A 25,855-nucleotide genomic window follows, 5' to 3' on the forward strand; every position below is an offset into this window, starting at 1 on the left:
TAATTTATCCCTTTAGTGAAGTCTATTGGAATGGATCTATGAATGGACAATTAACAACATGATCGCTGTTAGTAGGTTTGGCAATACTTACAGACAGTAAATCAGCTGCATGAAATGAGTCAATGTCTGATTTTGTTTCTAGAATTTTTGAAGAATTGATATTATTCCATTCAACTAGGGAAATTCTCCATATTGGACTATAATTTGCATCACCAGGTAAGGTACTAGCAACTCCCGGTTGAAATCCCAATGATCCTGTTCCCTTAATTCCATTTTTAAATTGAAAAAGATCATTATATCCTGAATTTGCGATCAGATTTAATAAAGATGGAGATGAAATAACTCCCATTGATTTTGCAGGTCCTGAAGGTGTAGCATCGGTTACAATATAGTAAATAGTTTCTCCGTTAGGTCCCCATCCTCTGTGAGCTACAAAAGTTACAGTCATTTCATTCTTGTTTATTTCAGTAATTTGGCCCACACCAAATAGCATTTCATTGGTGATTTCTTTATCAGGTCGGATTATCATTTGTCCATCTGGCCAAATTATTTGTGGGGTATTAAGAACAATTCCAGTTTCATTAAATTCAATTCTACCACCTTTTTCAGCTGCGATTATGTTATCTACAGATTCAAATATTGTTGGTTTTTGACCAAACTTCCACGAAACTTCAATTACGGAACGTAATGCACTGTATTCTGAATTTTGTGATGGAGTATTAGAAAATACTTCACTTTGAAATCCATAAATTCCATCATCTCTAATTCCATTTTTAAAAATAAATAATTTTTGAAGATGTTGTTCTGGCACATTAGAAATTTTTGGAGCAAGCTCTACATTCCAATGTTGTTTTTCTGAAAGTAATTTTGCATAATCTTTATCACTGGAATCTGTTATAATGTAAAGAAGTTCATTACCTTCATAGATCCCTTTATGCATTGGAATTGTAGCTGGAACATTTGCTCTTGAAAGTGGCCATTCTGGATCTTTTTGTAATTCAATTCTTTGCATTATTACTTCAGTTGGTTGACCTCTGATCCAACCATCTACACTTACAGTTACTGTAAATTCTTTTGAATTAGTAGAATGTAATGCAAGTGCAGCTCCAGTAAACTCGAAAGAATCTGATTTTTTTTGTAGATCAATTAATGATAATCCATAAACAGTGTTTCCATCAACAGTCCAGACATGTTGACCTTTTGATTGTTGGGAGTTAAGTTCATGTAAAACTACAATCTGAACAGGTTCACTTGAGGTAAATGTCATAGAACCGTCATAAAGAGTTCCTTCATTTGGAGATAAAATAAGTGCTAATTGGTGATTTTCATGTCCCTGTCCAGGATCTTGTGAAGATGTTATAGTTTGAGTAAAGTGAATTTTTTTTGTGGATCCTGCATCAATAAATTGATCAGTGTATATAGATCCAAATATCAGAGTGGATGCAAAAATTCCAATAATCAAAATAGCAATTAATTTTTTCAATAAATTTTATTTATTGTGTTCCCTTAAATGATTTATCTTAATGGATTTTTTCAAGTGCAAATGCATCATGTAAAGCACGTACAGCTGCATCTGTATCAGAATTTTTTACAACAAATGCCAAGTTGAGCTCAGATGACCCTTGTGTTATCATTGATACGTTTACTTTGTTTTTCTCAATTGCGCCAAAAACTTTTGATGCAACTCCAACAGTTCCCCTCATCCCTGAACCAATTAACGCAATAATGGCAACATCTGTAGTAACATCCAGTTTTTTGATAATTTTCCCGAGTAACTCCATTTCCAAGGCACTAACTGCTTTGTCAAGGTCATCGTTCTTTACAACAATTGTTATGCTTGATTCAGAAGGGTTTTGGGAAATCATCATTACATTGATTCCAGCTTTTGCTAATGTTTGAAATATTTTTGCAGCTGTACCAGGTGTTCCAACCATACTACCACCTTGAACATCAATTAACCCATTATTTCGAACATTACTAACACATTTTACAGTATTTTTAATAGATGCAGAAGTAGATGCCCTAACTAGCGTTCCTTGATTTGTAGTATTGAAAGAACTTCTAATCCTCATTGGAATTTTCTTAGATAGTAGTGGCTCAAATGTTCGTGGATGTATCTGTTTTGCACCAAATAAAGCCATTTCAATTGCTTCTATGTATGATACTTCTTTGAGTAATTTTGCATTTTTGACAATCTTTGGATCTGCAGTCATTAATCCATTGATATCACTCATGAGCCAAATCTCATCAGCTTTAATACAAGAACCAATAATTGTTGCAGAATAATCCGAACCTCCTCTACCAAATGTTGTTATATGTCCATGTTGATCAGCACCTGAAAATCCACCAACTACAGGAATTATTTTCTTTGAGAATAAAGAATCAATTGTTTTTGATATTCTCAATCTGGTTGTATCCATTAATGGTTTAGACTCACCATATTTGGAATCAGTGACAATTCCTACTTCTTTGCCAGTTAGAGGAAGAGATTTATTTCCCAAATCATTGATTGCTGATGAAATTAATTTCATCGATAATCTTTCACCAAAGGAAATCATATAATCCATTGATCTTGGAGTAACTTCACCTAGCAACACCATTCCATCAATTAATGCAAGAAGTTCAGAAAAATCTTGATCTAGTTTTAATACTATTTTTTTTTGTAAATCTGATTTTTTGATTGTTTGTTTTGCTAATTGTTTATGTCTGTTGATAATTTTTGATGCAAGTTGTTCCGCTTTTGATTTATTTTCTTTTTTTATAGACTCAGATATTTCTATAAGATCATCGGTGATTCCACTAACTGCAGAACAAATAACTACGATTTGATCTTTTTTTGATAATTGATTAATATATTTAGCCACAGCTTGGATGTCTTTTGAAGTGGAAATTGATGTTCCGCTGTATTTTATTACTAATTTCAATTCAAAATACTTGAATTGTTTAATCTTTAAATGCTTTAACTTTCCACACGTGGAGCCAAGTAAAAGTGAATTCTGCCAATATTTGCTACCTTGAACTCAATTCTCAGAGGTTTTGCGCTTGAAAATTCACATGTAATAAAACCTACAGTAGTTCCTACTGCTTTAACAACTGGATTAAGATATTCAAGGCTGTAAGTACCCACACTATCCTCTTTTGAAGAAATTTCTTCAATCTCTTCAGCATCCTTGTCAAGTTCAATTACAACTTCACCAGAATCACCTTTACCTGAAAAATCTCCTTTTGAATCAGATGTATGTATTGTTAGATAATCAGATACAACTTGAACATCACCAAGTATTTTATCAAATTTTGAAGATGATAAAATAATTTTAGAATCATATGGAATTTTTGGTAATGGTGTATCAGTTGCAGAGCTTTCAATTAAACGCATTTTATATTTTTTATTTTTTCCAACTGTTACAAGTAACATGTTTTGTTCAGATATACTAATTTCTATGCTATCTTTTTTGTCTGCTCTTTTGATAAGTTTTGAAAACTCATCTATTCTTACTCCAAATTTAATATCACTATCGCATTCATATTTTTCAAATGCAGAGTTGGGCCATGATATATCAATTAGTGCAACATGTGATGGATCCATTCCTCTAAAAGTAATTCCTTCTGTAGTTGCAACAAAAGTAGCTTCTTCAACAAGTGTGGATATTGCAGATATTATTGCCTTTAGATCATCTGAACCACTTGTTTTTGCTTCAAAAGTCAAATCAGTTTTCTTGAGTTTATGTTCCAGTTAAACCTTATGTGTAATCACGCCAAGTGTACTTACATTTTTGACAACGATAAAATCTTGTTGTAGGTTCATCGGCACTTCTTGTTTGAAACATCCACCAAACTGCCTCGTCATGTCCACATTTTTCACAATCTAGTTTGATTGTTGGATTTGTATTCTCTCCTTCATTTCCTTCAAATGCTAACAATGAAAAATCTGGTTCTTCTTCATCAATAATTTTTTTTATTTGTTTTATTTTTTGTCCTTCAACATAACCACACAAATTACATTGAAGGCCTAAATCACCTTTTTTTAATTTGACCTCACATTTTGGGCAAAACTTCAATCTACTTAACCTGAACTTTGGAATTGAATAATTGTTTGAACTCCTTTGCCATCTTTATTGCTGAATCGGTTGCTTTTTTAATTTCACCCAATGGTTTTGTAGTTGAATTGATTCTCATCCAACATTCATTGGTAAGAGGGTGCTTTACAATAACTCCTGCAAAATCAATATTTGATGCTTTTAGAAGCTCGTGTTGAATAATGTATAGAATTCCTATATCAGTCTCTGTGATTGAGAGGCTAATTTCTTTGGGTTCAGAACTGATCACTTGAGCGTTCATGTATTCAGAAAAAGCACTTATTGCGGATATAAATCATTATGAGAGGAAGTATATGATAGAAAGTAAGATTTCAGAGATCAAATTAGTAAATTCAAAGGATGAGTACTCATTTGATGAAAATGTTGAAATTTATGTCCAATTTTCAGTTGAAGGCGGTATTAGAGACGCATTTAACGAGGTAAATTGGACAAAAGCATACAATAACAATGATGTTTCCTTTAAAATGAAGTATGGTATAAAATTGATATCTGGTGGATTTAGGAAGAAAGAACTAGGCAGAACTATTGATACTTATAGAAAGGCATCGATCTTTTGGACAAGAAATCCAAAGCTTGTCAATCCAATGAAAAACAGAAGGATTTGGGTTCAGATAGCCAAAAATTTTGAGCCATTTATTAGACTTTCCGAAGAGGAGGTAAAACAAGAATTATTTGATTTTAATGAGAAATTTCTATTCAAAGCATCAGATTTAGGAAAAGGTAAACACAAGATTGGATCTGAAGTATTTGCATCATGGCAAAAACATGATTATACTGAAACTGGAAATATAAAAAATAGTTCCAATGAAATTGAGATAACAATCAATTAGGGATATAAGTAACATTTTTGGAATAATTAACATGGCAAAATATGATGGTCTTTTAGGACAACCAGTATTAGAAGTAGAAGAACCTGATAAAGAAAAGGGCATTACCTTTATCTTTAAAGACAACAGGTTTTTGTTCATCAAATCTGTTAATGGAAAAATTGAGACCGTATCAATACCAGAATAGGTGAACATGAATGGAAAAATTTGATCAAATCAAAATGTTAGAACTTGTAAAAGTAGAAGAACCTGATTCGGATGGTGGAATAACTTTAATTTTTCAAGAAAATAAGATATTGAAGATTAAAATTATAGATGGTGAATTAGTTTCAGAATTTGTCTAAACTAATTTTTTACATGTTTTTCGTAAAATCCAATAGCTAGTTCTTGTACCTCTGACTGAATAGAACCAGGTCTTGCAACTCGAATTTTATTAATTGCATCAATAGCTGAAAACTTTTCATATTTTACAAAGTAACATGCAAGAATTGTTCCTGCTCTCCCCATTCCCGCAGCACAATGTACCATTACTGTTTGATCATTTTTTATTTTTTCATGGATAAAATCTACTGCTAAATCTATCTTATCCATATCAGGAGCAGTAAGATCTGGAGTAGGAACATGTAGATAATCAATATTATTTACCCAATCATTAGGTAAAGCATTTTCAGTCATAGTTATAATCGATTTTACACCTTGATTTAGAAGCCATTCAAATTCATCAAAACTTGTTGGAATACCTGATCCAGCTAATTTTTCTTCAATTAACCATGAGAAGTTAGTTGGCTTTTTTGTAATTTTTCCATGTACCTTTCTCCAGATATTTCCAGGCTTACTCATATCAGATCAAGATATTTCTCCATATTTTTAGTATTACGAAATTAAGCAGATGCGAATGGTGATGCTATCGCTCTTACAGGCGATCCCGTTGCATCCTTGATCTTTAATGGTAAAATGGTAAAATAGAATTCTTTTGATGAGATTTTATTCAAGTTTGACAAATTTTCTACTATCAAAATATTGTTTTTTGATAAGATGTGATGAACACTATACGATTTATCTTTTCCCAGATCTATGCTAGGAGAATCGATACCAACAAGATTGATTTGTTTTGATGCAAGATATTTAGCTGACGATAATGACAATCCAGGATTTTCAGTAAAGTAGTTACTTTGGTATAGATTTTTTTGCCATGTAGTAAAGAAGAAAACAGTGGAATTGTTAGGAATTTTACCATTCTTTTTTTCGAATGAAATAATATCTAATTTTGTTATAGGTTTATTTTTAGTTTTTTTGAGTTTTATGAGAATGGCTTTTCCTAGGAGTCTATCAAGCGGAATTTGGTGAATTTTTAGACCGTTTTTAACAAAATGATATGGTGCATCAATATGCGTACCAGTATGTGAACTAAAGAATAATAATTCAAGATTATATCCGTTATTTTTGATATCAGACCAAACGATGAATTGTGGTTTTGGGGATCCTGGAAAATTTGGAAGTGATTTAGATATTGTGAGTGTAATATCTATCGGTTTCACATCAGAGTGGGGTTATTAGTAATTAATCAATCTTTGAACTATGAAAGGTTAAATACTGTTTGATGAAAAACTTCATGTGCCTACAGCATATGTTCTACTAAATTCTGACTTGGGATCAGATGAATCAATTATCAATGAAGTGAAAAAAGTTCTTGCTAATGAGGGTATCAAATTTGAGGTTCAAGGAGTATACGGTGTATATGATATTGTATTAAAATTATCCTCAGATAATGCAGAAAAGCTTAGAGGAATTATCACCAACAAGGTCAGAAAAATTAGTAAAGTTCAATCTACATTGACTATGATGGTAATAGAAGAACAAGAAAAACTATAGTTTCTTTATTGCATCAATCACCTGCAGTATTTGAGATTCATTATTAAAGAAATGGGGTGATACACGTACAATATTTTTTTTCATAATTTCTCTAACAGTCAGAACAATATTTTGTTTTTCAAGCTTATCTACAATTTCCTGTGAATCAAATCCTTTAATGTTAAAAGATACTATGCTGGTTCTAGCATTTGGATCATCTGGTCCATACAAAGTAATATTTGGAATTTTTGATAATTCTTCTCTTAGAATATTTGACATGTATTGATTTTTTTGATGAATATTTTTTATTCCAAAATTTAGCAAATAATTTACAGAAGATTCTAATCCAACAATCCCAACATAATTTCTAAAACCAGTTTGGAATTTATCAGGTAATTGTTTGAAAGCAAGATTTGAATCTCCATACATAATTGCAGATTCACCACCAATAGTGATTGGTTCTAATAGTTCACTTGACTTTCGATTACAATAAAATATACCAGTTCCCATCGGACCACATAACCATTTAGATCCATTAAATGACATAAAATCACATTGAATTTTAGATACATCAGTATCTATTATACATCCAATAGTTTGCGCACTGTCTATAAAGAATGGTACTCTACCATGAAGAATTTTTCCTATTTTACCTACAGGTATAATGGAACCAGTATTGTATAATGCATGACTTAGAGATACTAATTTTGTATTATCATCAATGGATGATTGTAAATCATCTAATTTGAAAAAACCATTATCATCTATAGGAAGACTTTTTACCGAAATTCTAGATTTTAATTTAATCCATGGATAAAAGTTTGCATGATGTTCATGTGTCATTCCACGAATCACGATATTAGATTTATCATTAAAAGAAAGACCATTTGCCACAATATTGATTCCATCAGTTGTGCTTTGAGTAAGAATAACTTCATCAGGTTGACAAGAGATTATTTTTGAAATTATTTTTCTTACATTCCTTAGTTTTTCAGTAATAAATGGTTCTGACTCTTTGGAATCAGGTCCAATTGAATTGTATGTCTTTAGAAAATCATTCATTGCTTCAATACTTTGTAAGGGCATAAGAGAGATAGAGGCATTATTTAGATAGATTTTTTCAGAATGTTCAAAATCATCTGAAATATCTTTTGATGCTAAATTCATTATTATATCTGTAAAATGTTAAAATGGTGTTGGATAAAAATCCTGAGCAAGTTTTAGACAATGATTTAACATATATCCAAAATGAATTTGAACAAAATAATCCAAGCATAGTTTTATGCTCAGAGTCTTTCCATAAAGCAGAATTTCTAAATAGATTAATCAATGGAGTTAAGGAACCTGTTATTTTTGTAGATTTCGATTTACTTTATTCTGGGTATATTGAATCTGGAATGATTCAGAAGAAGAAGAATGTGATAATTGTTTGTCCTAATCAAACAGATTGGAAAGAAAAATTAGCAGAAATTATTACAAAGGCATCTGAAAAAAAATTTCTTGTTGTAATTGATTCATTTAATGGAGTTTACAACATGTTTGAGGATCGTGAATCTGCTATATTTGTCAATTCATGTATAATGTTGATTTCATCTATTGGAAAACACGTTGGAACTTCAGTTATAGTAACAGCAATGGCAAGAAAAAAAGAGGTAAATGAATGGATATTGTCACCAGGAGGAAAACAGATAATCAAATCAGGAAAAACAGGAGTTTATTTTCTGAAAAAAATAGACAAAACTATAACAATCACTAATATTGAAAAAATAGATAAAAATTCAAAAACTTCCAAAAGAGAATAAAATACTTATTTTCGAACTTATCAAAAAATTCTAAATAGGATTTAAAAAATAAATAATATTTGCGAAATATAAAATAATTTTACTTATAAAAAAATGATGATGAAGACATCAAAAAAATAATGGTTTAATTTTATGATGTTGAAGAAAGAACGAGTTTAATGATCTTTGAATAGTGATGAAATTAAAAAATATAGATATTGAAAAGAATTAGAGGGAACTAAAAGTTTTAGATACAATCAGAATTTATTTTTATAATGGAATTAACAATTTGCTGTAATGAATAAAAAAATTATTATTATTCCCATAATTATTGTAGTTGGAATTTTGATAATAAATTTTTTATCAGATCCTATTGAAAGAGAGAATACAATAGTATTTCACATAACTCTTGCAAATCCCAATCTATATTCTAATGGGGTTTTTACAGATTCATTTGTGATCGATAAGGGAGAATATTTGTTTAGATTTGTACCCAATGGTAGCAGTCCAGATATTTTATCAGTCACACTGTCAGGTGAAAAATTTAATTTTTCACAAGATTTTCATCTTAAAGGTACTCTTCATCAAACTGGAATTTCAGAATATTTTACTTGGGAATATGATGGAGTGAAAACCATTTTTGTTTCTGAAATGCAAGAATTATCAATAACTATCAATCCAAATGGAAAATTAATGGGTTCTGTATCAGTGGATATTTTAGAAAATTAAGAGGCGTATACCCCTTTACTGCAGATCAGTGAGAGATTTCCTCTCTTTCAGTTCGTAAAACGACTGATTACTTTTTTGTTCTGCGGGGCTACGCAGTTTTAGTCGATAAGAATTATATCCTTCGACATTAATTACTGTTGGAAATTTAAGTATTTAAAATTTTAAATTAAATTTTATAATAATTAACAAGGTTTTATGTAAAATTTTATGCTTGTGTATTAGTCTAATGGATCTATAAATTACGAATTTTCATCTAAAAACTATTGAAACTATCAGGAAAGATTGCTCTAGTAACTGGGGGAAGTCGTGGAATAGGGTTTGCAACTGCAAAAATTTTATCAGAAAATGGGGCCATTGTTATTATCACGTCAAAAAATCAAGAAAGGTTAGAAAAAGCTGCATCAGAAATTCCTAATGCAATTGGGATTACATCTGATATTAGAAATACAAATGATGTAAAAAATGTTGTAACGAAAATAATTAAGAAATTTGGAAAATTGGATATTCTAGTAAATAATGCTGGAATTTTTCCAAAGATAAAACAATTACACGAAATTAATGAGGATGAATGGAATGAAGTTTTAGATGTAAATCTTACAGGACAATTTAGATTTACGAAAGAGGCAATTCCATACTTACAAAAAACATCTGGTTCAATAATCAACATTTCATCTGATGCAGGGTTAAAAGCATATCAAGGATTTAATGCTGATGCATATTCTGCTTCAAAAGCTGCGTTAATTTTACTAACAAAATGTTGGGCATTAGAATATGCAAAAGACAAGATTAGGGTGAATTGTATTTGCCCAGGAGTAGTAGACACGGACATGACAAAACCATTTTTGAAAACTCAAAAAGATAAAGAATTCATGGATAACGAGCACCCAATAGGGAGAATTGGTCAACCACAAGAGATTGGAAAAGCAGTACTATATTTTGCATCAGATGATGCATCTTGGACTACAGGTGCAATACTTACAGTAGATGGAGGAGAATCAATAAAATGAATTCACATGGATTTAATATAACTATGGAATACAGCAAGGCATGATAAGCAATAGAAAAGCAAAAGCTAAATTGTTAATACTTTTAGGAATTATTTGGGTATTAATCACATTACCATTACCATGGATAGTAAATAATCCAGAGGTATCAGAATCTCAATTTAACACTATATTGGGTATCATAGGAATCATGTCAATTCCATTTATTGTTCTAGGTATTGTTTGGACATTAAAACCAGAATTAACAACTTAGGTAGTTTTAATTGAAAGACATACCCATTTCTGATAAAATTCCCGAATTAGATCTTGCTATCAAGGCTGCAAAAGAGGCAGGAAATGCAATTTTAGAAATTTATTTGGGAGATTATAAAATATCTACAAAAAATGATGATTCTCCAATTACAGATGCAGATCTTAAAAGTAATGAGATAATCAAAAGTATTCTTTCACAAACTGAACATATGATTTTGTCTGAAGAGGATAAAGATGATCTAAGTAGATTGTCAAAAGATATGATTTGGATTGTAGATCCACTTGATGGAACTTCTGATTTTATTGATAAAACAGGAGAATTTACAGTTATGATTGCATTGATAAAAAATAAAAAGCCAATTCTTGGTGTGATTGCTTGGCCTACAGAAAATACAATATTTGTTGCACAGAAAGGGAGCGGTTCATTTAGATATTCTCATAATGAATGGAAAAAAATATCGGTAACTAGAGTAACTGAACTAGAAAAATGTAGAACAGTTGGTTCAAGACATCATTTATCAGACAAAGAGAAAGCATTTATCAAAAAATTAGGAGTTAAAAAATTCACAAGTATAGGAAGCTCATTAAAAGTTGGAAAAATTAGTTCTGGTGAAGCAGAAGCATATATCACCACCACAAATAAAATGAAAGAATGGGATTCGGCTGCATCATACTCAATAATTTCAGAAGCTGGAGGAAAAATGACGGATATGTTAGGTAATGACATTACATACAATAACAAAGAGATACATCATCTAAACGGAATTCTAGTAACAAATGGATTAATCCATGATAAAATAGTAAAAGAATTTAAAAAATTAGAGTAAGTTTCTTCCGATAAGGAAGTCCTTTACTTGTTTTGCACAATCTGTAAGAGATTTGTGTTCAGTGTCAATTACTAAATCTGCTTTTTCTGGAGCTTCGTAGGGATCATCAATTCCAGTAAATCCTTTAATTTCTCCTTTTCTTGCTTTGGCATACATGCCTTTGACATCTCTTTCTTCACATTTTTCAAGTGAACATTTTACATAACATTCTGCAAATTGAACGCCTGCATTAATAATCTCTCTTGCATTTTCTCTATTCTCAACATATGGAGAAACCAGAGATACGGCGCTTGGAACACCATGCTTTAGTAAAAGCTTAGCCAAATGAGCAACTTTTTTGTTGTGCTCATCACGTCCTGTTTTTGAAAAATCTTTTGGTGAGAACCATTCTCTTAATTCATCACCGTCAAGCATTGCCAAATTTGGAATATCTTTTTGTAAATCTTTTACAATGCTAGTCTTTCCCGAACAAGGAAGACCAGTCATCCAAAGAACAAAAGGTTTCATAAATGAAATTATCTGAGTAACACATAAAGAGCTTACGTTAATTTACAGCCCAAGATTGATTTTCTAAATAATCAATTTCTGCAATCAATTCTTCCACTTTTTTTACTATTGCAAAAACTGATCTATATTGTTCATACATTTCAATTTCTTCTTCTTTTGATAAGACGTTTGTTTCTGCATCATCAAAGAATTTATTTTCTTTGTTAAGATGATCATTTAGGAAAATAGCATATGTTCTCAAATATCTCGATACAGGTTCTTGTGCATCTTCCCCATCTTTCCATCTTTTTAAATGATGGAATATTTGTCGAGCAATATTTCTTCCAAATTCATGCTCTATCATAAATTTTCGAATTTCTTCTTTTAATGTATCATAACTTGCAACACATGGAAAGTAAGAATCTTCTTCTCTTGAATGGTGAATGGAATCAACAAATTCTGAAATTATTATTGTAATTTTTGTCAGATCTGAAAATGGAATTTTTGTTCCTTTGTATAGTTCATCTGCACATTTCGATACTATTTTTTCTAGTCGACGAACTTGATCATGATCTGCACGAAGTTGATTTGTTGCACTCATAATGTTGTCTTTCAGTATATGTTATTTAAAATCAATTATAGCTTTGTAATTATTGACTAAATTATCTTTAATTTAGGTTGACTCACTAATAGATTTAATAGTTTTATCTATTTTGAATTTGATTACAAGAGGATATGTTATTTTAATATCTAATTTAGATTATACTACAATTTTAGATAAATTAATTGAATTACAAAATTTCATAGGCATGTTATCTATTCAAGATGGATCAATCGTTTCAGTTCATGTAATATTACTTGCAGCAGTAGTAGTAATTTTTTTGGGTGTGGCTGATGAAGCATTCTTTAAAAAACAGGCATCCAGATGTCGCATTTTTGATGATTCTAAGAGTAATAGTATAGCCCCCCTTGATTGTTAAGCATATAAAAAAAGATTCAATGAAAAGAAATCATAAATCAAGTGATTCTTTGAGGCCTTTGTATCTATTTCTGATAGTTACCTCAGTAACATTAGCAGCTTCTGCAATATCACGTTGAGTCTTGTCCTCACCAGTTTTGACACAGGATAGGTATAGTGCTGCTGCAGCTAAGCCCATTGGATCCTTTCCAGCTGATACTTCATTTTCCTGTGCAAGTTTTAACACTTTCATTGCATATCTTTTTGTCTTTTCAGCAATTCCAATTCTGCTTGCAATTCTTGCAACACATTGAATTGAATCAGTTACTGGCATCTTCAAATTAAGTTCTTTGACCAATAATCTGTAACATCTTGCAATATCTTTTCTTTTGATGTTTGCTGCTGCTTCTACATCTTTTAGATTTCTTGGAGTTGCAGTATCACGACATGCAGCATAAAGTGCAGATGCCATTAAAGCTGAAATAGAACGTCCTCGAACAAGACCTTTTTCAAGTGCTTTTCTATAAATGTAAGCTGCTTTTTCAATTACTGCATCAGAAATTACTAGTTTATCTTTTAATCTGTTTAATTCACTAAATGCTTGTCTAAAGTTTCTATCAACTGGTTCATGAACTTGACTTCTACTATCCCAAGTTCTTAGTCTCTCAATTGTACTTTTCATTGATGCTGTTAGTGGTCTTCCAGATGCATCTTTGTTTACAGGATTGATAATTGTTGCAAGACCCATATCGTGCATTGTTAATGATGTTGGTGCGCCAGATCTTGCTTTATTACCGCCTTCATCCTGAGCAAAGGATCTCCATTCAGGTCCTGTCTCTTGTAGTTTTTCATTAATTACAAATCCACATTTAGAGCAGAACATTTCACCAGATTCATTATCAGTAACTAATTTACCCTGAGCACATCTTGGGCATAGTTCTTTTGTTTTGCTTACCATATTGATTCTAGGTGACTGAATTGATGTTATTTATTAATCAACAACTTTTTTCTTTAAATTTTGAGCAAAAATCGAGTCTAAAATACACAGAATAGTCATAATGGAGTTCTCCATAATAAGAGCATGAATTTTCTTTGGATTATGCCAATGCTAGTTTTCTTGTTTTTTCTAGTACCTAATTCCTACGCAGCTACAATTACTCATAATTTGGAAGGTGGTATGGATATTGAGATAACGTATCCAAATGAAATCATAGCAGGAAGAGAGTATAGTATCTCAGTTTGGATAAAAAATAACGGATGGGAAGACAAACAAGATATTTCATTAATTTTCTCTAGTCAAGACAAAGTTTTAGCTGCAGGAATATCAGATAGTATCACTATTGATAAACTTACTCAAGGTGGAACATATGGTGGAAATATTGATTTGTTAATTCCAAGTAATTCAAGTTCTGGTGTTCATTTTATTAATTTGAAATATTCTCAGGTTCATGCTACAAATAACAAAACACCTGAACCTACAATTTATCATGATATTGCAATTCCAATTGTAATAAAAAAAGATCCTACTGTAACAGTTTATACAAAAATTCCAGAGTCAATTTTTGCAAATGCTGAATTTCCAATTACAGTTGAAGTGTTATCAAAAAACATAGATATTACAGATGTTAACATAAAGATAATCACACCAAAAGATATTGAATTAAGAGGAGAAACATCACATACATTTTCAAAAATAGAAAAAAATATCCCTATTGAAATCACATCACAAATTATTACAACAAATAAAGAAGTAAATTCAGAATACAAATTACCATTTGAAATTATTGTAACATATACAGATGACATTGGGAATAAAAAAGAAGATTCGCAGACAGTTTCAGTAGTTTTACGACCTAGGACATTCATGGAATTAACTGTAGATGGTGGAATTTGGATTGGTGATTTCTTTATTGCGCCATATGTGAGTCTTGGAACAATCATAGGAATCCCTGCAGGCACGATAATCTCATTAATTATTAGAAGAAAGCAAAGTTCTAGTAAAAAGCATTCAAAAAAGAAAAAACTTTAGGATTTGAGTTTTTCTTGAATTATTTGAATATACTTGTTATTGTATTCATTAAAAAGCTGAATTTTGTCTTGAGCCAGAGCCATAGCACCAGGTCTGCTGTTAATGTGTGCTTCAGCAATTTTCTGTTTCTCTAAGAGTTTTTCAAGATTTTCTTGCGGTTGTGATTTAAGATCTTCAAGTAAAATTGTAAATTCATTTTTCAGAAGATGGTCAGTATCAGGTATTGCAGGTGGATCAGCCCCAATAATTTCTTTAGTTGTGATTTTTCCAAATACTTTTTTATTTAATTCAAGCAATAGTTGAAAATAGAATTTGAGGTATAAATTTAATTTCATTTAAGAATTTTTTACAAAAGTGAGTGCAGTGCAATCAAAAATTTTATCTTTTAATAATTTCATTAGATTTTGATGACTTATTGTATAGGCAACTGCAAAAAATACAAAGCCCTCAAACCCACACAGATTGGTAGATATGCATCTGGACAGAAAAGATACAATTATTGTGAAATATTTGTAAATTATAATGGAATTATCTGTCCTTGTTGCAACAGCCAATTAAGATGTCTTCCTAGAAGTAGAAAGGGGAAAGAAAAGTATCTGGCTCAAATTGTTAAATTTAAAAAAAATATTGCATCAAGATAAATTTTCTGTATTGAATTTTTGTAGGTTTCAATTTTATGGGAGATATTTAGAAAATCATTAGAAAGTTCTGTTTTTATTTGAGATACAATAATGTTTTCAGTTAAAGAGATTATTGTTCTGTATTAGTATATCTGACTACATTCTTTTCTTAGTTAGTTTTCTTTTTGTCCTCAGATTTTTCTGTGTTCTGCTGAAACTTCTAGATAATCTTCAGTCACATTGAGTTTGATCTCATTTTTCTTAATTTCAGAAACAATATTAATTCCAAAAATGAATCATATATTTTGTCATGTAATAGATGAAAGAAAAACAATTTCTTGTAAAAATGATTGCTGGAAATGTTGAAAATACTTTTTCCACTTCTTTTCTGAGATTGTCAATTGATCTGTTATTATCGACCCAACTAAACGTCATAGATGATATTGTTGTCAGACCTTTTTTAGAAGATTTTTTGTTAATTAATAAGATGAGTAGTTATTGTTAGAAACCAAAAATAGTTCAATCATGCCTGAAAATCAAAGTTCCGTTTATAAGAAATCAATGTATAAGCAGTCATATGGCAATTCCAGCTGATGTTGAAGAATTTGTTGAAAAACACATTAAATTAATGATTTCCCAAACGGAGACATATTTACCATTTATCAGAGTTGCATTTCCATATTCAAACAATGTTGCTGATGGTGTTTACAATCTAATAATAGGTAGTGCGCTATCGATATTTATCAATCAATTTGCAATGAAGATGAAATATCCAACTGCAGATGATTTTTCAGAATTTGGAAAAATTGCTATAAAATACAGAGATCAAGTTGATCAATTTTTTAAATAGTCTTATGCCAATTCGCCTAGAAAGTGTACAGTGTTATTAATTATAACAACTGTTCTGTCTTTTGGTACATGGTACAATTTTTTTGTGTTATTGGAAGATTGCACAATAATTTTTGAAAATGGATCTTTTAGCGATTTGTAAAGAATTCCCTTTTCGCTTACTGATTGAGACCAATGTGTTCCTTGAACAAAAGAAATTGCTTGAAACTTTACAACCTGATAAGAATGTACCATTCTAATTAATGATTAATAATTACAGTCATTAATGACTTTCCTCCAATTAATGCTGTTATAGACAAGCCAGTATTGGCAATAATGTTAATTGCAAGAGTTCCATAATGATTGCCTTCAAGGAGATTACTTGAATCAAGAGCAAATGCAGACATTGTTGTAAGGGATCCACAAAATCCTACAGCTGCAAAGAGAGAGTATCTTCCATCAAGATTCCATTGTTGTGATATTATAACAAATATACCAAGAATAAATGCCCCTAAAATATTTACAATCAAAACATTCAGAGGTAATGTGTTAAAAAGTAATGGAGATTCAGTTACTTTGTATCTTAGAAAAGCTCCCAGTACAGAGCCAACTGCAAGAAAAACATATTCTAGTCCTTTCATCTAATATGATTACAAATTAACTGATATTATTAGTGCTATTTGAAAGAATTTTGGGATAGATATGGCTAATTATTGCTAATTCAGAAAGATATGTCTATGGTTTTTATAGGTTTGATATTTTCTTCAGAATAATTGACACTGAAATTGAGATGTGAAGACTATGGTTTTGAATGTGAGTTCATTTTAGATGAAGAAAAAACCGTAGGCCTAATTGAAAAATTAAGAATGCATTTTGAAGAAGAACACGGAATCGACTATACTATAGAAGCAGTTACTCAAATGATTACCAATAGAGGGCATTCTTTAGAATCAATTAGAAAATAATCTTTAACAAATTGTTTTATTTTTAACATTTATTACGTTGTTCATTGTATATTGATTATTAAATTACTAATAAAGAAAATTTGAGGAATTTTCAGTTTATAAATTCAAGTTTTAGTTACAAAATTACCTTAAGCAATCTGTTTTTATTTCAAAAACACGTACGTGAATTAGTAGTGATAGAAAATTTTTCAAACGATTATGATGTAAAGTGTCATCTAGATACTTGCAAAACCTATCCTGCAATAACAGATTCTGAAAGGGGTGAAATTGTTTGTGGGGGATGCGGTCTTATCTTATTGCAAAATATGGCTGATGTATCATATGAAAACAACGGTTATTCTCAGAAAGATTTTATCAAACTATCAAGAACAGGCCCTGCTTCATCATTAACAATGTATGACAAAGGATTATCAACTGTGATTGGGACTAACAAAGATTCTTCAGGAAATGCATTATCTAATAAAACAAAATATGAATTCAATAGACTACGAACATGGGATCAAAGAAGCAAATCAAGAAAGACTGCTACATTAAGCAAAGCATTTACTTTGCTTCATGGAATGAAAACAAAGTTAGGTATTCCAGATAACGTTGTAGAAAATGCTGCCTACATATACAGGAAAGTAGTTAATGCTAAACTGACGAGAGGGAGAACAATGACTTCATTGATCTCGGCTTCACTATATGCAGCATGTAGAGAAAATAACATCCCAAGAACATTAGATGATATTGCAAATGCTGGAAATGTTGAAAGAAGAATACTTTCGAGAGATCTAAGAACCATAATCAAAAAATTTGGGTTGAATCTTAATCAGTATGATATTTCCTCGTTTATCTCAAAAATTTCAAACAACATGGATCTAAAAGAAAAAACTAAACGAGACGCATTTGAGATACTAAAACGATGTGAAAAGAAACAGATTACTGCTGGAAAACATCCTGTAGCACAAGCCGCTGCATCATTATACATATCATGTATAATCAATGGTGAAAAAATAAGTCAAAAAAAAATTTCAGTAGAAGCTGGAGTAAGTGATGTTACAATCAGAAACAGAGTAGACTTGATTAAGAAAACACTAAGCCTAATTGAGTGATTAATCCTAAAAAAATTCCTACAAATTAATTATAGGAGAAAATATTTTCTCAAATGATATATCTTTTAATCTGTTTACTAAATCCATTATTACACGAATTTGTTCCATTGTGATTTCTTTTAGACTTTGAATAGTTTTTTCAAGCTCTAATATTTTAGATTCTGATCTTGAATTTTCGATTTTCAAATTTGTTATCTGATCTTGAAAGTTAGAATTTTGTTGTTTTAGTCTATCATTTTCTTCTGTTAATCTTTTAATTTTTTCTGAATTAGATTCCTCTGGAAATGGATTAGGAATAGGTACGGGTTCTGGAATTTTGATTGGTTCTGGTTCTGGAGAAGGTTCAGGAATTTTTGGTGGTTCTGGTTCTTGTTCTGTTTCATATGCCATAGTAATTTGCAAGGAACTAAGAAAAAAGAGCATGACAGATAAGCCAAAAAGATACGTGGATTTCATTTTATTGTTTCACAAAAATATTAGGATTTTTTTGTATATCAATATGATTATTAATTTTATAGAATAAAAAAGAGTTACTTGTAGAAATCAGGTTCTTGATCTCTTTTTTGTTTTGGAAGATCTTCCATAACTGCTTGAACAACTTCATTGTGATTATATGTTAAATGCCTGAGAAATTTTGCAGATTCATCTGCTCTAGTCTTTTCATCAGCAAATAACATTTTTGGGCTACTCAATTCTGCCATCATTGTATTGCATTCCTGGCAAGGATCAAAATCAAGATAGAGTTTCATTGTATTCCCTCATCTTCATTAGTATTTAGACTATTTTATAGAATGAATGAGAGGTGCCTCTTTCTTTTGAGGCTTTATCTTATCTACTGCATCAATAAGATCTTGTTGCATAATTTGGATTTCTTTGACATTTTCAGGTTTACCCTCAACATATCTTTTCAGAGCAGTGAGTGCGGCTCTTTGCTATAGCAACAATTTCTGCTCCACTGAAACCGTCTGTAATCTCTACTAGTTTTGCAATATCTACATCACTATCAAGTGGTTTCTTTTTGGTATGAATCTCAAAGATATGCTTTCTTCCTTTAGAGTCAGGATTTGGAACTTTAATTATTCTATCAAATCTTCCTAATGGATTTGATTAACTACACAGCACTAGCAGTAAAGATTCAACCAGAGATTGAAAGGATTCTAGGGAATTCCGTTAATCTCCATACAGTGGTAGTTGCAATTAAACGATATTCTGATTCATTTGAAAATAAAGAACAAGTTAAAGAAGAATCAGTTTTGAAAAATGCTAGGTTGTCATTAACTGATGGAATTATGGATATTAAATTTTCAGTACAGGAATCAAATAAGATGGATCCTACTACAATTTTAAATCAATTCTCAAAGGTAACTAACAACTATAAATTTTTTAGAATGGCTGATTCCTTTAGATTTCTTATAGAAGATGTTAGACAGATTTTTAGTAATTTTTCAAATAGTGATGATGTATTTAGTACAGGTCTTGTAAAAATTAGAATCTCAATACCTAATTTTCAGAATAAATCTGATATAGTATCCTATGTTGCTGAAGTTTTACATGCTAATGGGATAGAATTAGTTAATGCATTTTTCAGCCAAGAACACATCATTATTATTTTAAACGAGAGGGATTCATTAAAAGCATATGATATCTTACATTCGGATATCATAAGAACTTAAGAAAATTTAATGATTTTAGGAGAGATTATCTTATAGCATATATTCAGTCAGGTTATGGAGAGAGCGTAATTGGCTAAAAAAAAGAAGATCGTGATTTTGGGTGGGGGTTTTGCAGGAGTAGAATGTGCTAGACAGTTAGAATCACAGTTTAAGAATAATTCTAAAATAGAACTATTAATGGTAAGTGAAGATAATTTTCTCTTATTTACACCAATGCTACCTCAAGTTGCATCTGGAATGATTGAAACTAGGCATATAGTATTGCCAATTAGGACAATATGCAAGAATACAAAATTTTATGAGGGTAGAGTAAAAAATATCGATCCTTATGGAAAACTAGTAACATTATGGGGTACAGGAGATAGAAGAAGTATCTCAATTCATTATGATTTTTTAGTGGTTGCATTAGGAAGTGAAACAAACTTTTTTGGAATGTCAGATGTTGAAAAAAATGCATATACAATGAAAACACTCAATGATGCAGTAGTATTAAGAAACAGAGTTATCGATATGCTTGAACAAGCAGAAAATGAGACTGATCCAATTCTCCGAAAAAGTTTCTTAAATTTTGTTGTGGTGGGAGGCGGTTTTGCAGGAATTGAAACTGCAGGTGAATTAATGGACCTTCTTTTAGATGCACGAAAACATTATCCAACTATTCAGAAAAAAGATCTTAGAGTAATTGTATTAGAAGCATTAGGGATGATCCTACCTGGATTTAATCAAAAATTAGCAGGTTTTGCAAAAGACAAGATGGTTGAAAGAGGAATAGACATTAGATTAAAAACTGCAGTAACTAGTTTTGATGGGAATGAAGTAACTACAAAAACAGTAGATCCAGCTCCAAACGATTCTATTGATGATGCAGTTATTGATTCTATTAGAACAAAGACTTTGATTTGGACTGCAGGAGTTACCCCTGTTAATACAATCAAGAGATCAATGTTCAAGACGGATAAGGGAAAATTAATCATTAATGATTTTCTTGAAGTTCCAGATTTTCCAGGAGTTTTTGCAATAGGAGATTGCGCATTGTTTTTAGATCCTGAAACTCAAAGGCCATTTCCTCCAACTGCTCAAATTGCAGAAGCTCAAGCAAAGGTTGCTGCTAAAAATTTGATATCTTTAATCAAAAATTCAGAGAAAAAAAAATTTGTTTATCATTCTAAGGGACAAATGGCAATTATCGGAAAAAGATCTGGGATTGCTACATTTTTAGGAATGAACATTTCAGGATTTTGGGCCTGGTTAATTTGGAGAAATGTATACCTTTCAAAAATTGCAACGCTTGATAAAAGAATACGTGTATTTCTTGATTGGACCATAGACTTGTTCTTTGATAGAGATATTTCAAGACTAAAACTAATGAAAGATAAAACTGAAAAAGAATACAAACTACTTGATGAAGTTGATGATGTTTGGTAAAATTATTTTCTAATTTTAAAAATAATTATTGTGGGTACGGCAAAATATATTCCCATATTTAATAAAATCAAACTAATTCCATAGCCTAACATTTCTTGTTCAGAATCAATATCAACATAATTCAGAATTGATAAAGAAGTCAACATGGGAGTAATGGTGACCTTTACTGCCTCTTTAAATACAGGATTTTCTCTTTCATAATCTGCAATAATAGGACTAAATGAATAATAGAAACTATCGAATGTGTTCATGAATATAGTTCCTGAGTTTGTTTGTAACAGTATGTTATCCCTAAATTCTCTTAATTGTTGAACTTGAGGAGTTAATTCAGAGCCAAAAGTTGCAGTAGCAATAAGACACCCACCACCTTCTTCAACGTCTTCATTTTTAGGAGGAGGGGGATCATTTGATAATATTTCAAAGGAGTCAATTGTTTCAATGAATCTTGGTAGTTGTGAATCAAAATCATCGACACCATTACTATAAGCAAGTGTGTAAAATTTTTCAGTATCATAAAACATAATTTCTTTAAATTTAACATCATATTGTTCATTGTTAGAAGAAAATAGTCCTTCTGCATCAGTCACATATGTCTCATATCCATTAACAATTGTTTTTTCTTGTAAAATAATATTCAAGTTTCCTGAGTCAATAGCGGATTGTATTACTATAGTTTTTTCAGTAATGAGATCATCTAAAGATTTTTGATTAGTTTCTTGTATTGTTAAAGAGATAACTGGATTTATTACACCAGTTTTTGGTCCGACTGCAACAACATCAGGAGAATTTGGTTGTGTTTTATCGGGTTGTTGCAATAACCATCCTTCAGGTACACTAAATCTGATTTCGTGTTCAGAATTTTCATATTTTTGATTACCAGTTGATTGGATAACTGAAGATTGTATACGTTCTGGTTCAGATAATTCGAGGATATTTGAAACATCAGAACGGTTAACTATGGTAGTTTTTGTAATTCTGACTTGTTCAGGATCTATTGGATTGTCTTTACTTCCTGTTTCAACTGCGGCAATTTTATCGAGTGTTTGAAAACTTTCTTCAGTTACAATTCTACCAAATACAGTGTATTGTTCATCAAGAAAATTGGAATCTTTATGGACAACAAAAAATTGAGATCCTCCGCTATTTGGATCTTGTGATCTTGCCATTGAAACAATTCCACGATTATGTTTTATTGTATTAAATTCCGCATTTACTCTTTCATCAGGACCACCAATCCCCCAAGTATCTGGATCACCACTAATTGTATTAGGATCACCACCCTGAATCATAAAACCAGGAATTATTCTATGAAAGATAGTTCCGTCATAGAATCCAGATTCAGATAATTTGATAAAGTTGGCAACATGATTTGGTGCATCATCTGAAAAAAACTCTATTACTATATTTCCAAGATTTGTTTCCAAGATAACTAATTTGTCATTATTTTGAGCAAATGTATAATTTCCAAAACTAATTAAAAGTAATAATACTGTTAATGTTAGAAAAATTTTGTTCAATAAATTTTTTTAAAATTCCTTACATAAAAGCTAATTGTATTAGTTTTTAACAAAGTCCAATAAATTATCCAACATGGAACCTGATGAAAAGATTCAGGCGCATTTAGTTTCAGTGTGGAGAGAATCTAAAAAATTCTTTTCAATAGGTGGAAGAGAAGGTATGCTATTACTTACGGATAAACATCTAATGTTTATACATAAAACAGAGGCTAAGATAAATTGGTGGAAGGCCATTACTCAAAGACAGGTGATTAATTTTATCAAATCAAAAAACACGATGATTCATCATGATGGATATGATGAAGAACAATTAATGAATGATTTAGAAGATAATAGAAATGTAGAATTATCATTTGATGATATTTCGAGTATTAGTTATCAAGAAAAAGATTGGGGAAGTTCATTATTACTAGAATATCAAAAAGATGGAAAACAAGAAAAATTCCAGTATTCTATAGCCCAAGATTGGGTAAAATATCCTGCAAAAGAGCCTACAAAGTACATGAAAGTGGACTGGGAACCTTTTGTGAAATATATTAAAGACAGACAGAAATTTACAAAGTAAAATTGGGAAAAGTTTTTGCTGTAGGTGTTGGACCTGGTTCTCCAAAATACGTTACAGAAATTGTAAAAGAAATTATATTAAATTGTGATATAATAATTGGTTACAAGTATACCATTAAAACTATCGAGCATTTGGTTGAAGGGAAAGAAATCTATGAAATTACTATGAATAATCAGGAGGAAGCATATCAAAAAATTCTTCCTGAACTTGAGGATAGGACGTTGGTAATTCCATTTACTGGAGATGTTAATTTTTCAGAATCAGAAGTAGTAGATCGATTAATAGAAGTTTTTGGGAAAGTTGAGATCATACCAGGAATTAGCTCAATTCAAGTTGCAGCTTCAAGAGCGAAGATTCCTCTTGATAAATCCAAAGTAATTACAATGCATGTTACCACCTCAATTGAGGATAAAAAATTAGAATTGCAAAAGGCCTTAATTGATGGATTTAGTGTAGTTTTGATTCCAAGGCCGTGGCCTAAACAACCAGACAAACATTTTATGCCATCTGAGATAGCAGTTTATCTCCGAAAACATGGTTTTGATACTAATAGAATAAAAGTTCATGTTTATGAGGCAATAACAACTGAAAATGAGACTGATTTCGTAGGAACTGTAAAAGATTTGGAAGGAAAAGAATTTTCCGATTTGTCTGTAATGGTGTTTAATCAGACAAGTTTAGATTCATACATAAATTATAGATGGCAATGGGAAATTTAATTTTGTTTGTTGCCTGTTCCTAGAATTACATTATCATTATTTGGAAACACATATGCTACAATTCCCATCCATTGATAATTAGGATCATATAGCCTATAGAATCCTGCATCATTTAATGTTACACTAATTGATTTTCCAGGTAGGATTTCCCCTGTTGATATTCTACCATCTGATGTATATTTATCATAACGAGATCCATAATTTTCCGTACCACTTAGAATATTGTGTGGAACAGTATCATCATTTACAATAGTAATTGTAGTTCCTGGTTGAACTGAAATTCTATCTTGTGAGAAATATCTCAATCTAAATCCATCTATAAAGCTTTGAGTTGATGTTGTATCTGATTTAACTGAACCAGTACCAATGTAAGAATCAACACCTTGCGTTGATGAGCCTTTGAGAATATGAACTGTTAATTCATTAGATTTTTTTGAATCTGTAGAAACTGGAGTTATTTTAGTTAATGTTGATAATTTTGTTGTGTAAATTATTTTGAAAGTATCATCAAGAGTTGTAATTCTGCCTGTAAAACCATAAACGGATGCATTCTTACTTTCTTCAACTAGTCTTCCAAAGAAGTTAATTGATGTATCAAACCCGTTTGAGTCTTCAATGTTTCCATTAATTCTAATATATCGACCCTCACGCAAAAACTTTCCATCTATTTTAGAGATGATAAATTCTTCATCATCTAATGTAATAAAACCATCTTCTGTAAGAAAGTTAATTGTACTTCCTTTTTGTTGTTGAGAAGACAAACCAAGATCAATTTCAGATATTCTTATAAAATCTTCACTTACGGCAAATCCAGAACCTTCCAAAAGAAATGCTTGATTCTCAGAAATTTCAGCAAATGACTCAGTTATAAAATATCCTGACGAAACAACAAGCAATGTTAGTAGAGTAATACTTGTCTGCATGATTAATTTCTTCTTAAATTTGGTTTATAATTTACTACTAAATTATTTTAGACTGAATAGGCAAATTCATAGGTAAAATCTAATAATCATAAATCCGGCATAACGACACCTTGTTCTTGAGCTAATTCTATCATGTAAAATTCAAGATAGCCACCAGTTAATAGAAGCCCAACAACAATTCCAATTTCAATTAATGTTGGTTTGATAAATGGAATTAAGTTGATCCTTTTGCTAATAGCTCTTATCAAAATAAAACTCCTAGAGATTCCAAACGAATATGCAACAAGCTCCATTAATCCAAAAGGAGATAAGAAAAGAATTGAAAGTGGTGGAATATCTTCAAGTTGGGGAGCAACAACAATTATCGAGGCAAAGGCAAATCCCGTAGACCAAGCTGAAAAAAGTCCCCATGCAACTCCAAATCCAGGGATAAACATGGGTAATGCAATAGTTACGTTGTGAGCAAAGATTCCAATAGCATCAATATCAGATATCAGTTCTTCAAACTCAGACATGAAGATATTGGCTTCATCTTCACTAACTGAAGACATAGAGCCAATTTGATAAGCAGCAGCAAAAATTCCCATAAAAATGAAAAATGTGATTATTCTTACTTTATTCACAATAGCATTTCTTGTACACAATATTTGAGGGTTAGTATAGGCGCAGATTTAATTAAACCAAA

Annotated in this window: 37 protein-coding genes; 18 read left to right on the top strand and 19 right to left on the bottom strand. The window is 30.9% G+C overall.

The features are described 5' to 3' along the window. Positions 1-22: 22 nt before the first annotated feature. The 5 genes from OEM44_02250 to OEM44_02270 are packed head-to-tail and all read right to left on the bottom strand — an operon-like array spanning position 23 to position 4,338. Positions 23-1,483, bottom strand: coding sequence for a hypothetical protein (locus tag OEM44_02250; protein MDH3515622.1), 1,461 nt, complete (start codon positions 1,481-1,483; stop codon positions 23-25). 37 nt (positions 1,484-1,520) lie between these two features. Beyond that, positions 1,521-2,924, bottom strand: coding sequence for an aspartate kinase (locus OEM44_02255; protein MDH3515623.1), 1,404 nt, complete (start codon positions 2,922-2,924; stop codon positions 1,521-1,523). A 35-nt stretch (positions 2,925-2,959) separates the two neighbouring features. After that, on the bottom strand, positions 2,960-3,706 hold the full coding sequence (pcn, locus tag OEM44_02260; GenBank protein MDH3515624.1) for a proliferating cell nuclear antigen (pcna): 747 nt from the start codon (positions 3,704-3,706) through the stop codon (positions 2,960-2,962). A gap of 34 nt (positions 3,707-3,740) precedes the next feature. Further along, positions 3,741-4,058 carry a transcription factor S gene (locus OEM44_02265; GenBank protein ID MDH3515625.1) on the bottom strand — a complete coding sequence of 106 codons (318 nt, stop codon included), beginning with the start codon at positions 4,056-4,058 and terminating at the stop codon, positions 3,741-3,743. 1 nt (position 4,059) lies between these two features. Further along, positions 4,060-4,338, bottom strand: coding sequence for a hypothetical protein (locus OEM44_02270; GenBank protein ID MDH3515626.1), 279 nt, complete (start codon positions 4,336-4,338; stop codon positions 4,060-4,062). 52 nt (positions 4,339-4,390) lie between these two features. Here OEM44_02270 and OEM44_02275 point away from each other — a divergent pair, with 52 nt between their 5' ends. Genes OEM44_02275 through OEM44_02285 form a run of 3 tightly spaced genes read left to right on the top strand, consistent with a single transcriptional unit; the run spans position 4,391 to position 5,268 of the window. Continuing rightward, the gene (locus OEM44_02275; GenBank protein MDH3515627.1) at positions 4,391-4,927 is read left to right on the top strand and encodes a hypothetical protein; all 537 of its coding nucleotides are present in this window, start codon (positions 4,391-4,393) and stop codon (positions 4,925-4,927) included. 31 nt (positions 4,928-4,958) lie between these two features. Continuing rightward, the gene (locus tag OEM44_02280; GenBank protein MDH3515628.1) at positions 4,959-5,111 is read left to right on the top strand and encodes a hypothetical protein; all 153 of its coding nucleotides are present in this window, start codon (positions 4,959-4,961) and stop codon (positions 5,109-5,111) included. Between the two features lie 10 nt (positions 5,112-5,121). Continuing rightward, positions 5,122-5,268: a hypothetical protein gene (locus OEM44_02285; GenBank protein ID MDH3515629.1), complete on the top strand. Its 147-nt coding sequence runs from the start codon at positions 5,122-5,124 to the stop codon at positions 5,266-5,268. A gap of 1 nt (position 5,269) precedes the next feature. Here OEM44_02285 and OEM44_02290 read toward each other — a convergent pair whose 3' ends face one another. Further along, positions 5,270-5,764, bottom strand: coding sequence for a dual specificity protein phosphatase 23 (locus OEM44_02290; GenBank protein MDH3515630.1), 495 nt, complete (start codon positions 5,762-5,764; stop codon positions 5,270-5,272). Positions 5,765-5,805: 41 nt separating this feature from the next. Then, entirely contained in the window at positions 5,806-6,462 is a 657-nt protein-coding gene (locus tag OEM44_02295) for a cyclase family protein (GenBank protein ID MDH3515631.1), read from the bottom strand. Between the two features lie 76 nt (positions 6,463-6,538). On the opposite strand from OEM44_02295, the gene OEM44_02300 reads away from it, so the two are divergent. Next, positions 6,539-6,796, top strand: coding sequence for an Lrp/AsnC ligand binding domain-containing protein (locus OEM44_02300; GenBank protein MDH3515632.1), 258 nt, complete (start codon positions 6,539-6,541; stop codon positions 6,794-6,796). Here OEM44_02300 and OEM44_02305 read toward each other — a convergent pair. Beyond that, positions 6,791-7,942, bottom strand: coding sequence for an aminotransferase class V-fold PLP-dependent enzyme (locus OEM44_02305; protein MDH3515633.1), 1,152 nt, complete (start codon positions 7,940-7,942; stop codon positions 6,791-6,793). The genes OEM44_02300 and OEM44_02305 overlap by 6 nt on opposite strands. 26 nt (positions 7,943-7,968) lie before the next feature. Between OEM44_02305 and OEM44_02310 the strand changes: the two genes are divergently transcribed. From OEM44_02310 to OEM44_02330, 5 genes are all read left to right on the top strand, one after another. Further along, a complete protein-coding gene (locus OEM44_02310) occupies positions 7,969-8,577 on the top strand; it encodes an ELP5 family protein (protein MDH3515634.1) in 609 nt (202 codons plus the stop codon). 276 nt (positions 8,578-8,853) lie between these two features. Then, a complete protein-coding gene (locus OEM44_02315) occupies positions 8,854-9,285 on the top strand; it encodes a hypothetical protein (protein ID MDH3515635.1) in 432 nt (143 codons plus the stop codon). Between the two features lie 263 nt (positions 9,286-9,548). After that, the gene (locus tag OEM44_02320; protein MDH3515636.1) at positions 9,549-10,292 is read left to right on the top strand and encodes an SDR family oxidoreductase; all 744 of its coding nucleotides are present in this window, start codon (positions 9,549-9,551) and stop codon (positions 10,290-10,292) included. 40 nt (positions 10,293-10,332) lie between these two features. Next, a complete protein-coding gene (locus tag OEM44_02325) occupies positions 10,333-10,542 on the top strand; it encodes a hypothetical protein (GenBank protein MDH3515637.1) in 210 nt (69 codons plus the stop codon). 10 nt (positions 10,543-10,552) lie between these two features. Next, complete coding sequence (locus tag OEM44_02330; GenBank protein ID MDH3515638.1) at positions 10,553-11,368, top strand: 3'(2'),5'-bisphosphate nucleotidase CysQ; 816 nt, start codon at positions 10,553-10,555, stop codon at positions 11,366-11,368. Here OEM44_02330 and cysC read toward each other — a convergent pair. Beyond that, positions 11,360-11,875 (bottom strand): adenylyl-sulfate kinase, encoded by a 516-nt coding sequence (gene cysC / locus OEM44_02335; GenBank protein ID MDH3515639.1) that lies wholly within the window; start codon positions 11,873-11,875, stop codon positions 11,360-11,362. The genes OEM44_02330 and cysC overlap by 9 nt on opposite strands. 37 nt (positions 11,876-11,912) lie before the next feature. Further along, complete coding sequence (locus OEM44_02340; GenBank protein MDH3515640.1) at positions 11,913-12,455, bottom strand: hemerythrin domain-containing protein; 543 nt, start codon at positions 12,453-12,455, stop codon at positions 11,913-11,915. Between the two features lie 112 nt (positions 12,456-12,567). Between OEM44_02340 and OEM44_02345 the strand changes: the two genes are divergently transcribed. Then, positions 12,568-12,834: a hypothetical protein gene (locus tag OEM44_02345; GenBank protein MDH3515641.1), complete on the top strand. Its 267-nt coding sequence runs from the start codon at positions 12,568-12,570 to the stop codon at positions 12,832-12,834. Between the two features lie 30 nt (positions 12,835-12,864). Here OEM44_02345 and tfb read toward each other — a convergent pair whose 3' ends face one another. Further along, entirely contained in the window at positions 12,865-13,770 is a 906-nt protein-coding gene (gene tfb / locus OEM44_02350; GenBank protein MDH3515642.1) for a transcription initiation factor IIB, read from the bottom strand. Between the two features lie 123 nt (positions 13,771-13,893). Here tfb and OEM44_02355 point away from each other — a divergent pair, with 123 nt between their 5' ends. Next, positions 13,894-14,841 carry a hypothetical protein gene (locus tag OEM44_02355; protein MDH3515643.1) on the top strand — a complete coding sequence of 316 codons (948 nt, stop codon included), beginning with the start codon at positions 13,894-13,896 and terminating at the stop codon, positions 14,839-14,841. On the opposite strand, the gene OEM44_02360 is transcribed toward OEM44_02355, so the two are convergent. Further along, positions 14,838-15,137: a hypothetical protein gene (locus tag OEM44_02360; GenBank protein MDH3515644.1), complete on the bottom strand. Its 300-nt coding sequence runs from the start codon at positions 15,135-15,137 to the stop codon at positions 14,838-14,840. The genes OEM44_02355 and OEM44_02360 overlap by 4 nt on opposite strands. A gap of 901 nt (positions 15,138-16,038) precedes the next feature. Between OEM44_02360 and OEM44_02365 the strand changes: the two genes are divergently transcribed. Further along, entirely contained in the window at positions 16,039-16,311 is a 273-nt protein-coding gene (locus OEM44_02365) for a hypothetical protein (protein ID MDH3515645.1), read from the top strand. Between the two features lie 238 nt (positions 16,312-16,549). On the opposite strand, the gene OEM44_02370 is transcribed toward OEM44_02365, so the two are convergent. Then, positions 16,550-16,930, bottom strand: a complete 381-nt coding sequence (locus OEM44_02370) for a CrcB family protein (protein MDH3515646.1) — start codon at positions 16,928-16,930, stop codon at positions 16,550-16,552. 132 nt (positions 16,931-17,062) lie between these two features. Between OEM44_02370 and OEM44_02375 the strand changes: the two genes are divergently transcribed. Beyond that, the gene (locus OEM44_02375) at positions 17,063-17,254 is read left to right on the top strand and encodes a DUF1059 domain-containing protein (protein MDH3515647.1); all 192 of its coding nucleotides are present in this window, start codon (positions 17,063-17,065) and stop codon (positions 17,252-17,254) included. A 173-nt stretch (positions 17,255-17,427) separates the two neighbouring features. Next, positions 17,428-18,348 (top strand): transcription initiation factor TFIIIB, encoded by a 921-nt coding sequence (locus OEM44_02380; GenBank protein ID MDH3515648.1) that lies wholly within the window; start codon positions 17,428-17,430, stop codon positions 18,346-18,348. Between the two features lie 18 nt (positions 18,349-18,366). On the opposite strand, the gene OEM44_02385 is transcribed toward OEM44_02380, so the two are convergent. The 3 genes from OEM44_02385 to OEM44_02395 form a co-directional block, all read right to left on the bottom strand. Continuing rightward, positions 18,367-18,738 (bottom strand): DUF3450 domain-containing protein, encoded by a 372-nt coding sequence (locus OEM44_02385; GenBank protein ID MDH3515649.1) that lies wholly within the window; start codon positions 18,736-18,738, stop codon positions 18,367-18,369. Between the two features lie 140 nt (positions 18,739-18,878). Further along, positions 18,879-19,097, bottom strand: coding sequence for a hypothetical protein (locus OEM44_02390; GenBank protein MDH3515650.1), 219 nt, complete (start codon positions 19,095-19,097; stop codon positions 18,879-18,881). A 145-nt stretch (positions 19,098-19,242) separates the two neighbouring features. Then, a complete protein-coding gene (locus OEM44_02395; protein ID MDH3515651.1) occupies positions 19,243-19,320 on the bottom strand; it encodes a hypothetical protein in 78 nt (25 codons plus the stop codon). A gap of 125 nt (positions 19,321-19,445) precedes the next feature. On the opposite strand from OEM44_02395, the gene OEM44_02400 reads away from it, so the two are divergent. Both OEM44_02400 and OEM44_02405 read left to right on the top strand, forming a co-directional pair. Beyond that, positions 19,446-20,021 carry an ACT domain-containing protein gene (locus OEM44_02400; protein ID MDH3515652.1) on the top strand — a complete coding sequence of 192 codons (576 nt, stop codon included), beginning with the start codon at positions 19,446-19,448 and terminating at the stop codon, positions 20,019-20,021. 69 nt (positions 20,022-20,090) lie between these two features. Beyond that, the gene (locus OEM44_02405; protein ID MDH3515653.1) at positions 20,091-21,446 is read left to right on the top strand and encodes an NAD(P)/FAD-dependent oxidoreductase; all 1,356 of its coding nucleotides are present in this window, start codon (positions 20,091-20,093) and stop codon (positions 21,444-21,446) included. A gap of 2 nt (positions 21,447-21,448) precedes the next feature. On the opposite strand, the gene OEM44_02410 is transcribed toward OEM44_02405, so the two are convergent. Continuing rightward, entirely contained in the window at positions 21,449-22,963 is a 1,515-nt protein-coding gene (locus OEM44_02410) for a peptidylprolyl isomerase (protein MDH3515654.1), read from the bottom strand. 73 nt (positions 22,964-23,036) lie between these two features. Here OEM44_02410 and OEM44_02415 point away from each other — a divergent pair, with 73 nt between their 5' ends. Together OEM44_02415 and cbiE are read left to right on the top strand one after the other, a co-directional pair. Then, positions 23,037-23,528: a hypothetical protein gene (locus OEM44_02415; protein MDH3515655.1), complete on the top strand. Its 492-nt coding sequence runs from the start codon at positions 23,037-23,039 to the stop codon at positions 23,526-23,528. Between the two features lie 2 nt (positions 23,529-23,530). Continuing rightward, complete coding sequence (cbiE, locus tag OEM44_02420) at positions 23,531-24,247, top strand: precorrin-6y C5,15-methyltransferase (decarboxylating) subunit CbiE (protein MDH3515656.1); 717 nt, start codon at positions 23,531-23,533, stop codon at positions 24,245-24,247. Here the strand turns inward: cbiE and OEM44_02425 are convergent. Beyond that, positions 24,244-25,170 (bottom strand): plastocyanin/azurin family copper-binding protein, encoded by a 927-nt coding sequence (locus tag OEM44_02425; GenBank protein ID MDH3515657.1) that lies wholly within the window; start codon positions 25,168-25,170, stop codon positions 24,244-24,246. The two genes, cbiE and OEM44_02425, sit on opposite strands and share 4 nt — an antisense overlap. 86 nt (positions 25,171-25,256) lie before the next feature. After that, positions 25,257-25,793 carry a stage II sporulation protein M gene (locus OEM44_02430; protein MDH3515658.1) on the bottom strand — a complete coding sequence of 179 codons (537 nt, stop codon included), beginning with the start codon at positions 25,791-25,793 and terminating at the stop codon, positions 25,257-25,259. Positions 25,794-25,855 lie beyond the last annotated feature (62 nt).

Origin of the sequence: Nitrosopumilus sp. (assembly GCA_029862745.1) — an archaeon.
Taxonomy (GTDB): Archaea; Thermoproteota; Nitrososphaeria; order Nitrososphaerales; family Nitrosopumilaceae; genus Nitrosopumilus.

What these genes read in the sequence shown, in the direction of transcription:
- OEM44_02315 (MDH3515635.1), top strand. Translation starts at nt 8,854, where the DNA reads ATGAATAAAAAAATTATTATTATTCCCATAATTATTGTAGTTGGAATT.
- OEM44_02355 (MDH3515643.1), top strand. Translation starts at nt 13,894, where the DNA reads ATGAATTTTCTTTGGATTATGCCAATGCTAGTTTTCTTGTTTTTTCTA.
- OEM44_02275 (MDH3515627.1), top strand. Translation starts at nt 4,391, where the DNA reads ATGATAGAAAGTAAGATTTCAGAGATCAAATTAGTAAATTCAAAGGAT.
- tfb (MDH3515642.1), bottom strand. Translation starts at nt 13,770, where the DNA reads ATGGTAAGCAAAACAAAAGAACTATGCCCAAGATGTGCTCAGGGTAAA.
- OEM44_02370 (MDH3515646.1), bottom strand. Translation starts at nt 16,930, where the DNA reads ATGAAAGGACTAGAATATGTTTTTCTTGCAGTTGGCTCTGTACTGGGA.
- cysC (MDH3515639.1), bottom strand. Translation starts at nt 11,875, where the DNA reads ATGAAACCTTTTGTTCTTTGGATGACTGGTCTTCCTTGTTCGGGAAAG.
- OEM44_02270 (MDH3515626.1), bottom strand. Translation starts at nt 4,338, where the DNA reads ATGAACGCTCAAGTGATCAGTTCTGAACCCAAAGAAATTAGCCTCTCA.
- OEM44_02365 (MDH3515645.1), top strand. Translation starts at nt 16,039, where the DNA reads ATGGCAATTCCAGCTGATGTTGAAGAATTTGTTGAAAAACACATTAAA.
- OEM44_02425 (MDH3515657.1), bottom strand. Translation starts at nt 25,170, where the DNA reads ATGCAGACAAGTATTACTCTACTAACATTGCTTGTTGTTTCGTCAGGA.
- OEM44_02340 (MDH3515640.1), bottom strand. Translation starts at nt 12,455, where the DNA reads ATGAGTGCAACAAATCAACTTCGTGCAGATCATGATCAAGTTCGTCGA.
- OEM44_02305 (MDH3515633.1), bottom strand. Translation starts at nt 7,942, where the DNA reads ATGAATTTAGCATCAAAAGATATTTCAGATGATTTTGAACATTCTGAA.
- OEM44_02280 (MDH3515628.1), top strand. Translation starts at nt 4,959, where the DNA reads ATGGCAAAATATGATGGTCTTTTAGGACAACCAGTATTAGAAGTAGAA.
- OEM44_02400 (MDH3515652.1), top strand. Translation starts at nt 19,446, where the DNA reads ATGGATTTGATTAACTACACAGCACTAGCAGTAAAGATTCAACCAGAG.
- OEM44_02385 (MDH3515649.1), bottom strand. Translation starts at nt 18,738, where the DNA reads ATGGCATATGAAACAGAACAAGAACCAGAACCACCAAAAATTCCTGAA.
- OEM44_02290 (MDH3515630.1), bottom strand. Translation starts at nt 5,764, where the DNA reads ATGAGTAAGCCTGGAAATATCTGGAGAAAGGTACATGGAAAAATTACA.
- OEM44_02390 (MDH3515650.1), bottom strand. Translation starts at nt 19,097, where the DNA reads ATGAAACTCTATCTTGATTTTGATCCTTGCCAGGAATGCAATACAATG.
- OEM44_02325 (MDH3515637.1), top strand. Translation starts at nt 10,333, where the DNA reads ATGATAAGCAATAGAAAAGCAAAAGCTAAATTGTTAATACTTTTAGGA.
- OEM44_02415 (MDH3515655.1), top strand. Translation starts at nt 23,037, where the DNA reads ATGGAACCTGATGAAAAGATTCAGGCGCATTTAGTTTCAGTGTGGAGA.
- OEM44_02285 (MDH3515629.1), top strand. Translation starts at nt 5,122, where the DNA reads ATGGAAAAATTTGATCAAATCAAAATGTTAGAACTTGTAAAAGTAGAA.